The organism is Oceanobacillus limi, from assembly GCF_900111445.1.
GTDB lineage: Bacteria > Bacillota > Bacilli > Bacillales > Amphibacillaceae > Ornithinibacillus > Ornithinibacillus limi.
Genome location: NZ_FOHE01000007.1, coordinates 77,515 through 92,083, shown reverse-complemented (window position 1 = coordinate 92,083; position 14,569 = coordinate 77,515). Strand labels below are relative to the sequence as shown.

The window sequence follows — 14,569 nt, the reverse complement described above, 5'->3', positions numbered from 1 at the left end:
AAAGTATCACTTAGGGTTAGCAAATGTCCTAAGTAATTAACTTTTCCAAGTAATCAGCTTAAACATACCCAATTGAATGGTTCTAAGTGTGTTACTTACAAGGTTCAAAAACAGTATATCGATACATGTGTTAAATTCTAAGGCCAAATATAAAATAAAATTTATACTTTTTTCTTGTGTAAGTAGTTAAATCCATACATGAATTTAATCTGAAAATGTCATTTATGATAAGATATAAAGTAAATGGTAATTTACTCCATAACATTTCCTCTAGAATATTCAGCGTGTTTAGTTATGAGGTAATTGTTTTAAAGGGGGAATTAAATGTCAACGCCGGGAATTGGTGATCCATACTGGTACGAATGGTACGTAGGCTTAGAAAGAATAATACAAATGATCAATCCAGATAGCAATATTTCATACGTAATTTTTCAATCTGAAATTCATAATACGATAGATGATGTAGTTGTTGGAATTGGTAATGGAGAAGAAGTATGCTTTCAAGTTAAGCATGAAGTCGGAGATACAGGAAAGGGAAATCTTACCTTTTCAAAATTAATAGATACAACTACTAGGGAAAGTGGAAGCACCAAGACGAGTTTAATTAAAGCATTAGCTATTGGTTGGAAAGAAGCTAGAGAGAACGAGGGTAAGGTTATTACACCAGTTTTATATACTAATAGAAAATTAGGGATAAATAGAACAACTCGGACCTTTAATGGGGAAAGGTATAGGGCTATTTCGTTAGAGAAATTTATACAAGAAATAAAATTATATGTGGAAAAATCAAAATCTATATTAGAAATTGAGAGATTAATTGATGATATAGATTTAAAGATTCAGTGGAATGAGTTTAAAGCATCAATAGGTGATGATTCCTTAGTATTAGGATTTTTAAAGACAGTAGTAGTTAGAAGTAATGAAGGTTCATTAGAGGAATTAGAAAATTCCATAATCAGATCATTACAAGACACTTTTAAATGTGATCTAATGGTGGCAAGAAGTTTATTTGATAAGCTATGTTCTAATTTAAGGGTTTGGACAACTACTAGAAGGAAAGAAAAAGTAAAAGTAACAATTGAAGATGTCTATGATGCTTTATCACTAAATAATGATAGAGAGCATGGAGAACATGAGTTACCTTACCCAACACCTTTTTTTAAAAGTCGCCAAGTATTCGCTAATAATGTAATTAAAAACGTAAAAGAGAAGGATGATAAGGTAGTATGGATATCGGGTGATCCGGGAAGTGGAAAAACTAGCCTTATAAGTTATTTGCAATTAAATCATAATCTTTTTAAGGCTAGGTATCACACATTTAAACCTATTTCACCCGAACAGAGATTTTACAATGTTGATTCAGGTCTATGTAGGCCAGAATCTTTATGGAATGACTTATTAATTCAATTAAGAAGATATTTTAAGGGGGAATTGGATAAATATAACATTCCAGTTACTAACGCATTATGTACTGTTGAACAAATGAGAAAAGAAGTCATTCGCTTAGCGGAACTTTTAACTAAAAAAACCGGTGAAAGGGTAGTTATTTGTATAGATGGTATTGATCATGCAGCTAGAGCAAACAATGAGATAACTTTTTTGCAAAGTTTATTTAGCCCTGATGAAATTCCGGATGGTGTAGTATTTGTAATTGTAGGTCAACCAACTCAATTATACGAACAATATCCATTCTGGTTAAAAAAAGAAACAGAAAATGTGGAACATTTACACATGTCACCTTTGTTAACAGAAGATATTAAAGGGTTATTGGATTTAAATGGGATAAATCTCGATATAAATATTAATATTTTATCTGAATTTATCTATGAAAAAACACAGGGAAATAATTTATCAGTAGCATTTGCAGTCGAAGAAGCTAAATATTGTGATACAATTGAAGACTTTAAAAGGATATTAGATGAAAAATATGTAAGTGGTGATATTACAAATTATTATAGTCACATATGGAAATATGTTACAGATTATCTAAATAAAAAAAGCTTAGGATTTCCTTTTCCAGATAAAGTTTTAGCAAGCGCGATAATTTTATTAAATGGAAGAGTTAATACTAATATATTAAGTAAAGCAATAAATTTAGATTTACATAAAGAAGACTGGGATGAATTATTAGAATTACTTTTTCCGTTAGTACAGAAAACTAGTAATAATGAATATGCGTTGTTTCATAATGATTTTAGAGTTTTTTTAATGGCAAATAACAGTAGTGGTGCTAAGTATAGAAGTATTGCGTTTCAATTAGCTGATTATTTCATGCGTGATAATTATAGTTTACAGAGTTTAAATAACTCAATACCCTTGTTAATTAGTTCTGAGAGAAAGGATTTAATACCAGAAGTTTTTAGTGTAGAGTTTGTAATTCATTCATTGGCTAATGGATTGTCAAGGAAGAAGCTACAAGAATTTGCATCCACGGCTTATCAATCCGCTATAGAATCTAGAGATTGGGAAAAATATCATAGCGTTTACCTTGCCATAAATACAATGTATCAGCATTTTCGTTACTATGAATATTATGAAAAGGAATATAAACTACAAGATAAATCGTATGTGAAGACATTAAGTTCTTATGAATTAAGATCTGTTGAGTTAAAACAAGAAAATTTAGATAGTTACTCGAATATGTTAAAATTTTGTGCTGATTTATTATCTTATGAAGATTCAATATCTTACTCTAGAGCAAACTCTACTTATAATTTATGGATGAAAGACTTAACACCGACATCATTCATTAGAACAATTATGTCTGAGAATAATAGTGTATGGGACCAAGGTATTTTAGATGAAATAATAACTAATTGGGCGTATTTGTCTGTAAAATTCAACGAGGGATTTACTAAGATAGATAATGTTCAACAAGCAGATGATGAAATACACGCAAATCTATTATTTAATGACACTTATTTTGAAAAATTGATTAAAATGAATGAAACTGAAAAAGCACTTGACATTATTTATAATGGCGGGGTTTCTTACCGTTGTATAGAAAAAAATTTAAAAAATATTATATTTAATAATCAGGTTGAAAAGTATAATGGGATTTTAGAAAGAATAGCGGAGAAAAGAGAAATCTCAAATGATGTCTTATTAGCCCATGTTTCTCTAATAATTAATAACCGGATTCCTCCAATGATAGATTTAAAGAAGTTAGAGAAGATAAAATATATTACAAATGACACTAGCTTTAAAGCTGTTCTTTTATCCATTATTGTAGGATACCAAGAGTTTAATAAGGATATCTTGGTTGGATTAGGCATTATAAATAATTTAATTCAGGAGATTGAAAAGAGAGATGAAGATAAAGATTACAACTATCTAAGAAATCTGACTCGCCATGGTTTTTTATTAGGTAGAGCTATAAGAGAGTCTAATCATAAAGAAAACGTGAATACTAGAGAGCATATAGTTAAAAGTTATAAAGATTTTATGGAATATGAGACCAGAGGAGTAAGAACTTTTGATTTTAATGAAGGATTTAAAATACTGTTGTATATATCTCTAAATCAAAGTAATCTTTTAACTACAATTGAAATGGATTATCTATGTGACTTATTAAGAACGCATTTGTTTGAAAGAAATCAATTAGGAATGCATTATAAGGCTATTGTATTGGACTTTTTAATTAAAAATAAAAAAAATGATATAGTACAAGAGTATCTATTTGAACTTTATGGAAAAAATGGAGAAAAACTCTTTATAGAAAGTAATTATGAAGAAACGCATGAATGCTTTAAAAAATATGGAGAAGTCGTAATTCCAGAACTAATGGATGAGATTGATAAAAAGTTGAAATGGGATGCCGTTAGTTATGTGGATCATAAGGAATATGCTTTATGGCCATTATTAAAGTATTGTAAAAAGTTATTCGAAAAGTATCCTAATGAATGGCAGTCTAGAGGCTTAGAATTATATAAATTATCTAATATAGCAGATATAAAAGGAAGCAATAGGGCATCTTATGATATCCAAAAAGAGAGTGCTAATGCTGCAGCTAAATGTGGTATTACTGATATCTGGAATTTAAGACAGCAGGATGAAAAGTTTCGTTTTTCACTAGATATACAATATGATCAGCTAAATGATTTAGTGGAGAATTCTACCGATATAGAGAATATAGCTTCTATTTGGATATTAAGCTGCGGAATATTATCTTGGTACAACCAAGAAGACAGGATAGGATTAAAAAATATTTATTTAAAATGTGTAATCAAAGGTAAAGAAATAGGGAATGAAAAAATAGAAAGTGTATTAGCAGAAATATCACCAGAACATACAAAGATCGCTATTAATCAAGATAACAGGCGTTATTATCAGAATAATCACCAAAATGAATATAGTAAGAAGAGAAAATTAGAGGAAGAGGATCTTAAATTAAATCTATTCGAAATGAAAACAGATGAGATTATTCATTTCTTAGAATATGAACAGAACCCAATAATGGGATGGACTTCTGTTAATATTGCATGGGATATAATAGAGAAACGTGGTGAAATCTCTAATCATGTAGCTGAAAAATTTACGGAATTTACTTTAAGTAGACTAGAAACTTACGCTTGGGAACAGTCCGGTTGTACAAATATTGTTGAAAAACTTTTGAAAGAACTTGGACAAGACTTCTTGTGGCTATTGGCTGAGTATAATAAAAAAAATCTAGATGAAAATGATCATTATTATACATGTAGCTCTAATATGGAATTTCTATTACAACACGTGGGTAATTTATTATCGATTGATTTCGTAAGGTATATGTTTGATGAGGAATTAAAATGTCATTATACTTGGCTCACTGGATGTGGACATTTAAATTTTAGTTCTGAAATGGTAGAACCATCAACAAGCAGTTTATTGATTCCAAAAGATATGACAGAATTAACCTTTAATACTCTTATCGAACAAATTTTAACTAGGAATATTCATAGAATCGAAGTCTGTTTGCAAGGTTTACAGTTACTTGTTGAAAGGTATCCAGAAATATTTAGGTTCATATCCGATTCATGGGAATTATTTACTGATGAACAGAAAGAATATCTCTTATTAATGTCTGAAAGATGGTCTCAAGAAAATATTGAAGGATTCAATGTTTTATATCCTAGGATTGAAAAGGAGTATAAAGAGACAAATAACTTAGCTAAAAAGATTCAATTATTTTTAATTATAAGAAATAGAAAAGAAATAGGGGTTGAATACACAGCAAAAGAGATAAGTTATGGTCTTCCTAGTGACTATCCTCCCATATTTAATAAATCTAATATAAGTCATATAGCAGAAAGATTTTTAAGTATTATGGAAAGCCTTACGTATGATTTTCCTGATGATATTAGGTATTTTTTACAGAATGAAAAAACGCTAAGACCACAAGATTCTTTTATACATAAGGCATCCAGACCGGGAGACTCAATGCTTTATCCACCATCTTATAGTGAATTAGATATGAAGATACTATATGGGGAAGAGAAAAAGAAACGCTGGGAAAATGTTCCTTTGTCTATAAAAGCGCAAGCTTTATTAATGGCAGATGACCCATGGGTAATCTCAAAAATACCACAGGTTACTTATGAGGAAGAATGGGATATAGAAAATCAACTAAAAAAGTTTATCGATGAGGATTCTATATCCAAGGGTAAACCATATTTAAAGAGGCTTTTAGAAAAAAATGTCCCAGAAGATAAGTACGTTATAGGTGGCGTAGTTTGGTATCCGATTGGTAGTAGAGACGGAATTATTTATACAGAAACTTCAAAATTATCAAATAATAACGTATTAGTTAAGGATTTATCGGTAACTAAATCTCTAAATACAGGTGGACTAGTTTCTCAGTGTATTTCAGAGGATAAAGAATTGTTGAGTATTGAAGAAGAGTTTTTGGAAAGTACAGGGATCTGTTTGACGAATGAACTTGTAGGAACTAGTGTTTTTATATATGGAAATACTATGGTGTATCCCTCACCTAAATTAAAAGAATTATTAAATATAACTCCTTCCGGAGAAAAATCGTTAAGCTGGGTAAGTAAGGGAAATGAGAGTGTTTTACAATTTGAACGCTTTGTATTTCCCAAAAGAGAGGCTATACATGAAAATTACTTTAGACAACCATTAATGTGTAGATGGTTAGGTGATAAGAAAAAAATAGATGGTTTAGTTCGTAAACATGGATTAAATTACTATAAAGCTGCTAAATTACAAATGATGCCTTATTTAAATTGAAAAATATAAAGTGAATTGTCATTAGAAAATTGTAGACACTGGAATTTTTACATCCCAGTGTCCTATTTTTTGCCTCTTAAATTACCACGCTGAACCGTATCATAAATAGTGGTAAAACAAAGGGTGGAGATTGAGTTAAGTAAGACCATATCAAAACAAATTAAATAATAAAACACAGCCCCTTAGAACTTTTGAAAAAGTCTGAAGGGGTTGTGTTTTATACAAAAATATAAAATCACATAACGGGAATAAACGTTCGCATTTTTATTTAGTTATCAAATTATAAATGGTATAATAGTACATACTAAAAGGTTTAGGGGAAAATCATGAGTTAAATTCTATAATAAAAGGAAGTGATGACAATGCAGAATGAAACTAGTATCCTAATCTATCAAACAGAGGATGGAAACACTAAAATCGATGTTAGACTGGAAAATGAAACTGTTTGGATGACACAAAAGGCAATTGCGGAACTATATCAGTCGACTAAGCAGAATATAAGTCTCCATATTAAAAATATATTCGAAGAAAAGGAGTTAGATGAGAATGCAGTTGTCAAGTATTACTTGACAACTGCGAAAGATGGTAAAAACTATAAGACAAAACACTACAACCTCGAAATGATTATCGCTATCGGCTATCGTGTCCGTTCCCACAGGGGTACACAATTTCGCAAGTGGGCGACAGAACGCTTAAATGAATATCTTGTCAAAGGTTTTACAATAGATGACGATCGTTTGAAAGAAATGCGTAATTTTGGGCAGGATTATTTCGATGAATTACTTGAACGGATCCGTGATATTCGTGCTTCAGAGAAAAGATTCTATCAAAAAATTACAGATATTTATGCAACATCTGTTGACTACGATCCAAAAGCAGAAATCACACAAGAATTCTTCGCAACTGTTCAAAATAAACTACACTTTGCAATTCATGGTCAAACAGCGGCTGAACTTATAGTAGACAGAGCAAAAGCAGAGAAAGAGAATATGGGCCTCACCGCATGGGAAGGCGATAATGTGCGAAAAAGAGATGTAACAGTTGCTAAAAATTACTTAACAGAAAAGGAACTTAAATCTCTTAATCGTATTGTCACAATGTACTTAGATTATGCTGAAGACCAAGCGGAAAGACAACAGCCAATGCATATGAACGATTGGATTGATAAACTTAATGCCTTTCTCCAGTTTAATGATCGTGAAATTCTTGAAAATGCAGGAAGAATATCAAAGTCTGTAGCCGATAAGTTAGCCATTCAAGAGTATGAAAAATTTAACCAGCATCGTTTAAATAAAGATACTCACGATGATTTTGAGCAGTTTATCGAGAATAAGAATTTAAAAAAATAAATCCTCAGTTCTCCACCACACATTATTTGGAAAAAGTTGCTTAGTGATAAAACGCGAATATGAATAAATTACAAGAGGGTAATTTTTAATGAAACATATATATGCCTTTGAAAGCAAAGATGATTTTGATAAATATAAAGATGTAATTGATAGGTTTTCTGAAAGATTAACAAATACCAACTTGAATTAGAAGAAAAATTTACTTTAAAAGACTTACCTAGGGGAATTGTCTTGATGTGAAATTTTTAGCCTTAGGTTTTACGCAAAGGCATTTAAATCGTTAATTTAAAGATCAAACTGGAATTACTCCAAAGCTATTGGGGCAAATTTTCTGTTTCGAAAGAGCCTACTCTTATCTATATACTTATTCAGAAGAAGATATTTCACCTATTATATCTACATTCAATTATTATGATCAATCACATTTCAATAGGGAATATAAAAGGTTTTCAGGTATGACCCCGTTAGAATATAAAAATAGAGCGACTGTATCTAATAACTTTTTATAAAAAGAGTAAAGATGTCCATTTTTTATAATACAGCATCCTTTAACTTTAATATAATGAAACAAAAATAAAGGAGGCTATAGGAAATGGATTTCAACAATCAATTGATTCTATTAACTACTTAGCAGTTTTGATTTCAACTTTATCGGCGTTTCTAATTGGTGGCCTTTGGTATTCCGTTTTATTTGCCAAGCCTTGGCTAAAGGAAAGTGGGCTTACTGAAGAAGAATTAAAGAATGGTAATATGGGGAAGATTTTTGGTGGGTCATTTATATTGTCGCTCACCATATCTTTTGTACTTGTATTGTTCTTAGGACCAGAGAGAAATGCTATGATTGGTGCCACAGCAAGATTTATGGCAGGACTTTTCCGGATTACAACAGCAATAGGGTTTACTTATTTATTTGAACGGAAATCATTAAAGTTATTTCTGATTAATGCAGGTTATCATGTACTAACGTTTACGGTGATGGGGCTTATCTTAGGTGTTTGGAAATAAGAACAATCATCTTAAAAAACGCTCTAGCATGGAACGAATCAAAGCATAACAATACAACAACCCCTTTAGAACTCTTGAGTTGAAAGGGGTTCGTCATTATGCCAATAGATATCCATGTTCACCATAGTCAACTAATTATATGAGGAAACAGGATTAATTCCTAGCCAATCCTCTTTCAAATGCAGCTAAATGGTTTACGGAAGCATTACGTAGTTGTGAAAAGACAATTCTTACATCATTAGGGATGTTCATTGATAAGAATTTATCGTACATGGATATATTATCAATTTCGGCTTGCACACCTGCAGCATATGCCGCCTTTAGATTTTCAGGAGTTGTGACATAGGATTGTGAAATATCATTAGGTAATGGCACTTTATAGTTTTCAAAAAGGGGTAATAATGCCTGAATATGTCTCATTTCTGCCTCTTTAATTTGTACAAACGTGCGGATGTCACCGAATGTTTCGATGATAGTATTATATCTTGCTTGGGCCAAATACTCGTCCTGAAGGGCATAGGTTAACATTTGTGGCAAGGACAATGAAGAAGCATCCAAAGCCCCTTTAGCACCATAATCCTCCATTTGTCTATGGGTATTTGTTCGCTTTGGATCTTTCGAATAAAAATATAAAAACCAGGCAGCATGATTTTGCTCATCGGACGCTGCACGTCGAAATCTATCTTTGATTGAAATATCCTGTGCTTTATCTGAGATATCTAAATAAAAGTCTACCGCTTCTTGTTCATCCTTAAAAGCAAATTCAATACCTGCTCTATAATTATCTGGACATTCCTCGATAATTTGATAAGCTGGCTGTTTTCCTGTTAAATTATTATATATATTACTAAACTCTTCTAAATGTCGTTTTTCATCTTTCTGTATTTCTAGTATTCGATCCCTTTCACCTTGTGTTGGTGCCATTCTGGCTAACTTCTCGTAACAAGCAATAGCACTATACTCAGCATTAACAGCTTTTTGGATATCATTTAAAAGCTGTGTATCAATCCGGTGAAAATTACTAATATATGGAACATAATATAGTTGGTTTGGATACATGATTTTCCTCCTTTTTTAATACCCTACTTATCTTATGCGTTGTATATAGGTAGGTGTGCAGGGGAGTTCCATCATTTGAAAATCTTAAATGCTTCTGCAACTTTACAAGCAAAGCTTAAATGTGGTTCAACGGATAGGAAGTGAATAAAAGAATGTTTGGTTCTGTAAACAGCCAATGATTATGAAGAGCACTAATAATTATCCCATTTTGAATTAATACCTCTGAAAATGCCTGGATTTCTTCTTCAAGTAGGACTGTTTCCCCAAGGTTAAGTGCATTCCCTTCAAAGTTCAAGGCTTCAAATGATATTTCTGCATGAAGTTCACTACCACTAGGTCAACTTTGAATCATTTCGTTAAATTTCTACATTGCAAACCGCCTTTATTAATTTTGGGAGTGAGTATCTGTTAATAAAAAGAATTACTCACTCGATGAGATAACACTCCAAAAGATCAATAGGAATATTAGTAGATAAATAACGAATAGAAATGAATCAAATCACTTTCATTTTTTGAAGTTATCGCATATAATAAAAATAACAAGATAATAATTATTATTATCTATGAATCTACTTTTTGGAAGGGGAATAACGTATGGACGCAAAAGAAAATGCTAAAGTTGGAAAGTGCCCATTTCATCATCATGGTAGTACAACTAGTCAAAAAACTAGTGGTACAACGAATAAGGACTGGTGGCCAAACCAATTAAATTTAAATATTTTACATCAACATGACACGAAATCAAACCCAATGGGGGAAGATTTCGACTATGCTGAGGAATTCAATAAACTAGATTATGATGCTTTGAAGAAAGATCTTCATGAATTAATGACAAATAGCCAAGACTGGTGGCCGGCTGACTATGGTCATTATGGTCCATTCTTTATCCGTATGGCTTGGCACTCTGCAGGTACATACCGAAAAGGTGACGGCCGAGGAGGCGGTGGAACTGGTTCACAACGTTTTGCGCCCCTTAATAGCTGGGAAGATAATGGAAATCTTGATAAAGCGCGACGCCTACTATGGCCAATTAAACAAAAATATGGAAACAAAATCTCTTGGGCAGACTTGATTCTTTTAACAGGTAATGTTGCTATCGAATCCATGGGTGGAAAGACATTTGGCTTCGGTGGTGGACGTGCTGATATCTGGCATCCAGAAGAAGATGTCTATTGGGGTACAGAAACAGAAATGCTAGGTAATAACCGTTACTCTGGCGATCGCGAGCTGGAAAACCCACTTGCTGCGGTTCAAATGGGACTTATTTATGTAAACCCGGAAGGTCCAGACGGTAAACCAGATCCGATTAAAAGTGCACACGACATTCGTGAAACATTTGGACGTATGGGAATGAACGATGAAGAAACCGTTGCACTAATTGCTGGTGGACATACATTTGGTAAAGCACATGGTGCTGGAGATGCTGCTCATGTTGGGCCAGAACCAGAAGCTGCTCCAATTGAGGCGCAAGGACTAGGCTGGTTAAGCTCACACGGTAGTGGTAAAGGCCGTGACACGATTACAAGTGGTCTGGAAGGTTCTTGGACTGCTAATCCTACAAAATGGGATAATGGATACTTCGACCTATTGTTTGGATATGAATGGTGGTTAACGAAGAGTCCTGCTGGAGCATGGCAATGGCTTGCAGTAGATCCTGCTGAGGAGCACCTTGCCCCAGATGCAGAAGATTCATCCAAAAAGGTTGAGACGGTTATGTTTACAACAGATTTAGCATTACGTCATGACCCAGAATATGAAAAAATCTCTCGCCGTTTCCATGAGAATCCAGAAGAGTTTGCTGATGCATTTGCTCGTGCATGGTTCAAATTATTACACCGTGATATGGGACCTCGTACAAGATTAATGGGACCAGAAGTTCCAGAAGAAGAACTTATCTGGCAGGATCCTGTACCAGCTGTTGATTATGAATTAACAGAACAAGAAGTAGAAAAGATTAAAGTAATGATCTTAGACTCTGGTCTTACAATTGGTGAGCTTGTTACAACGGCTTGGGCTTCTGCTAGTACCTTCCGTGGTTCCGATTATCGTGGAGGCGCAAATGGTGCTCGTATCCGTCTTGCACCACAAAAGGATTGGGAAGTGAACCAACCGGAACAACTTGAAAAAGTACTTGGTGTTTTAGAAGAGGTTCAATCTCATCTAGATAAGAAAGTCAGCATTGCCGACTTAATTGTACTTGGTGGTAGTGCTGCAGTTGAAAAAGCTGCTAAAGATGCAGGCTTTGATGTAAGTGTTCCATTTGCTCCAGGACGTGGCGATGCAACACAGGAACAAACAGATGCAGAGAGCTTTGATGTTCTAGAGCCTTACGCAGATGGTTTCCGTAACTATCAGAAGAAAGAATATAGCGTAAGTCCAGAAGAGCTTTTAGTAGACAAAGCACAACTACTAAAACTTACTGCACCTGAAATGACTGCACTTGTTGGTGGTATGCGTGTATTAGGTACGAACTACGGTGGTACGCAACACGGCGTATTCACAGATCGTATCGGTACACTAACAAACGATTTCTTTGTAAATCTACTTGATATGGGCGTGGAGTGGAAGCCTGCTGAAGGTGGCGTATATGAAGGAAGAGATCGCCAAACAGGAGAGGTTGTACGTACGGCAACAAGAGTTGATCTAGTCTTTGGTTCAAACTCACAACTACGTGCTATTGCAGAAGTTTATGCTCAAGAAGATAATCAAGAGAAGTTTGTCCGTGACTTTATCTCTGCATGGGTTAAAGTGATGAATGCAGATCGTTTCGACCTTAATTCCTAAGGTGTTATCAATTTGGGCTACTTAAATGAGAATTTAAGATAGTGAAAATATCAGAGATTGAAAAGGGTGGTACTTGCCGATAAGTTGGTAAGTACCACTCTTTTTTTATTATAATAGGTACCTTTAACAAGTAAGTAACAAAATTCATTCTCTTACTAGCTCCTTTTGTCTCTTTGCAATCTATTAAAAAATGATATAATCCGCTATAATACAATTTATGGTGAAAGAGTAGAAATAATAAAGGTGAGTGTGATGAGTACAAATATCTTAGTTGTAGATGATGAACTAGAAATTGCAGACTTAGTAAAACTATATCTAACCAATGAAGGTTACACCGTCACGGTCATACATTCAGGGAAAGAAGCCCTCGAAAATATAACGGTTAATCAATATGATCTCGCTATATTAGATATTATGCTTCCAGATGTTAGTGGATTTATGATATGTCAAAAAATCCGTGAGAAGTATCATTATCCAGTTATCATGCTAACTGCTAAGGTGGAAGACATGGACAAGATTAATGGTCTTACACTTGGTGCAGATGATTATATTACAAAGCCGTTTAATCCATTAGAAATGGTGGCGCGGACGAAAGCTCAGTTAAGGCGTTATAAGCGTTATAATCTCGATTCAAGTGATGGAGAAAATTCAGAGCGAGTAAAAGAATATGATTTTGCAGGTCTAACGATCAATAAGGATACACGCAAATGTACGCTGAATGGAAAGCAGTTAACATTAACTCCCATTGAATTTTCAATTTTATGGTATCTGTGTGAGAACAGAGGGAAAGTCGTTTCTTCAGAAGAACTTTTTGAAGCGGTTTGGGGCGAAAAATATATTGATAACAATAATACAGTGATGGCTCATATTGGAAGGTTGCGAGAAAAAATGAACGAACCTTCGAGAAAACCGAAATATATTAAAACGGTGTGGGGGGTAGGTTACACGATTGAATAAAGAAAAAAACAGTCGGTCAGGGCAAACGTTGACAAAGATTACTTTTACACGCTTGTTTACCACATCGGTCTTGTTTACCGTAATATTAGGTCTTGCTGTACTAGTACTTAGTTACATTATAACTAGGTTTACATGGTATGAAGGTGATTTTCTATATGAGTTCCTTCTTCAAATTTATAACAATAGAATTCCCATTCTATTAATAATTTGGTTAATGGGCATTATTATCATTATCCTCTTCCATTGGAGGAAGACACTTAACCATATAGATACCATTGTTGAAGCGAGTAATGAGCTGGTGGATCCAAATGATGATCTCATACATCTACCAGTTGCATTAAAGCAGGTAGAAGATCAAATGAATCAAGTAAAACAAGAAGGAATTCGCAACGCTCGAATAGCAAAAGAAGCAGAACAGCGAAAAAATGACTTAATTGTTTACCTTGCCCATGATCTGAAAACGCCACTTACCTCAGTCATCGGTTACCTATCCTTGTTAAGAGATGAACAGGAAATATCAGAAAAACTTCGTGGGAAATACTTATCCATCTCTTTAGAGAAAGCGATACGATTAGAGGATTTGATTAATGAGTTCTTTGAGGTTACACGCTTTAACCTAAGTCAATTAACGCTCGATCGAAGTCGAGTTAATTTATCAAGGATGTTAGAACAAATTGTATTTGAATTTAATCCAATGCTTGCTAGTAAGAACCTTCAATTCTCCTTACAGGTGGAGGAAAATATTGAAATGATTTGTGATGTTTCTAAAATGGAACGGGTCTTCGATAACTTAATCCGCAATGCGATTAATTATAGCTTTGAAGGTGGTACCGTAAAAATTATTGCCACGAAGATGAATGACGATGTTGAGGTGTGTTTTGAAAATAAGGGAAACACCATTTCAAAGGAAAAGCAAAGCCGTATATTTGAACAGTTCTATCGGCTTGATGCTTCTCGCGGTACACAAACTGGGGGTGCTGGATTAGGTCTTGCCATAGCCAAGCAAATTGTAGAACTGCATCAAGGCACTATAACCGTTTTTAGTGAAAATGAAATTATCAGATTTACTGTTTTCTTACCCGGATCTCCGTAAGAATTTTGTAGGAATTTTTATAGAAAAAGATACGATTTTTATTATTAAAAACGAAAATATAACACTTACTGAATTGGTACTATTTAAGTACGAAATCAGT

General features: G+C 33.6%; 8 protein-coding genes and 1 pseudogene. 7 read left to right on the top strand and 2 right to left on the bottom strand.

Translation table 11 applies throughout. From position 1 onward, the window contains the following. Nucleotides 1-324: 324 nt before the first annotated feature. The 4 genes and pseudogenes from BMX40_RS09455 (at nucleotide 325) to BMX40_RS09440 (ending at nucleotide 8,576) form a co-directional block, all read left to right on the top strand. Nucleotides 325-6,222 (top strand): ATP-binding protein, encoded by a 5,898-nt coding sequence (locus tag BMX40_RS09455; protein WP_090869186.1) that lies wholly within the window; start codon nucleotides 325-327, stop codon nucleotides 6,220-6,222. Between the two features lie 362 nt (nucleotides 6,223-6,584). After that, nucleotides 6,585-7,571, top strand: a complete 987-nt coding sequence (locus tag BMX40_RS09450) for a virulence RhuM family protein (protein WP_090869184.1) — start codon at nucleotides 6,585-6,587, stop codon at nucleotides 7,569-7,571. Nucleotides 7,572-7,867: 296 nt separating this feature from the next. Then, nucleotides 7,868-8,080: pseudogene (locus BMX40_RS20935) on the top strand (helix-turn-helix domain-containing protein); the annotation flags it as partial. Between the two features lie 127 nt (nucleotides 8,081-8,207). Beyond that, nucleotides 8,208-8,576 carry a DUF1761 domain-containing protein gene (locus tag BMX40_RS09440; protein WP_211753619.1) on the top strand — a complete coding sequence of 123 codons (369 nt, stop codon included), beginning with the start codon at nucleotides 8,208-8,210 and terminating at the stop codon, nucleotides 8,574-8,576. A gap of 153 nt (nucleotides 8,577-8,729) precedes the next feature. Here BMX40_RS09440 and BMX40_RS09435 read toward each other — a convergent pair whose 3' ends face one another. Both BMX40_RS09435 and BMX40_RS09430 read right to left on the bottom strand, forming a co-directional pair. Then, nucleotides 8,730-9,635 carry a ferritin family protein gene (locus BMX40_RS09435; RefSeq protein ID WP_090869178.1) on the bottom strand — a complete coding sequence of 302 codons (906 nt, stop codon included), beginning with the start codon at nucleotides 9,633-9,635 and terminating at the stop codon, nucleotides 8,730-8,732. 115 nt (nucleotides 9,636-9,750) lie between these two features. Further along, nucleotides 9,751-9,930: a DUF1259 domain-containing protein gene (locus BMX40_RS09430; RefSeq protein WP_244513467.1), complete on the bottom strand. Its 180-nt coding sequence runs from the start codon at nucleotides 9,928-9,930 to the stop codon at nucleotides 9,751-9,753. A 299-nt stretch (nucleotides 9,931-10,229) separates the two neighbouring features. On the opposite strand from BMX40_RS09430, the gene katG reads away from it, so the two are divergent. The 3 genes from katG to BMX40_RS20930 all read left to right on the top strand — a co-directional run bounded on the left by katG (nucleotide 10,230) and on the right by BMX40_RS20930 (nucleotide 14,469). Beyond that, a complete protein-coding gene (gene katG / locus BMX40_RS09425) occupies nucleotides 10,230-12,419 on the top strand; it encodes a catalase/peroxidase HPI (protein WP_090869175.1) in 2,190 nt (729 codons plus the stop codon). A 252-nt stretch (nucleotides 12,420-12,671) separates the two neighbouring features. Next, complete coding sequence (vanR, locus tag BMX40_RS09420; protein ID WP_090869173.1) at nucleotides 12,672-13,376, top strand: VanR-ABDEGLN family response regulator transcription factor; 705 nt, start codon at nucleotides 12,672-12,674, stop codon at nucleotides 13,374-13,376. Further along, complete coding sequence (locus BMX40_RS20930) at nucleotides 13,369-14,469, top strand: sensor histidine kinase (RefSeq protein WP_425287852.1); 1,101 nt, start codon at nucleotides 13,369-13,371, stop codon at nucleotides 14,467-14,469. The genes vanR and BMX40_RS20930 overlap by 8 nt, the downstream gene beginning before the upstream one ends. Nucleotides 14,470-14,569: the final 100 nt, after the last annotated feature.

Excerpts from the sequence above, each read along its gene's own strand:
- BMX40_RS09455 (WP_090869186.1), top strand. The coding sequence starts at position 325 with ATGTCAACGCCGGGAATTGGTGATCCATACTGGTACGAATGGTACGTA.
- BMX40_RS09450 (WP_090869184.1), top strand. The coding sequence starts at position 6,585 with ATGCAGAATGAAACTAGTATCCTAATCTATCAAACAGAGGATGGAAAC.
- BMX40_RS09435 (WP_090869178.1), bottom strand. The coding sequence starts at position 9,635 with ATGTATCCAAACCAACTATATTATGTTCCATATATTAGTAATTTTCAC.
- katG (WP_090869175.1), top strand. The coding sequence starts at position 10,230 with ATGGACGCAAAAGAAAATGCTAAAGTTGGAAAGTGCCCATTTCATCAT.
- vanR (WP_090869173.1), top strand. The coding sequence starts at position 12,672 with ATGAGTACAAATATCTTAGTTGTAGATGATGAACTAGAAATTGCAGAC.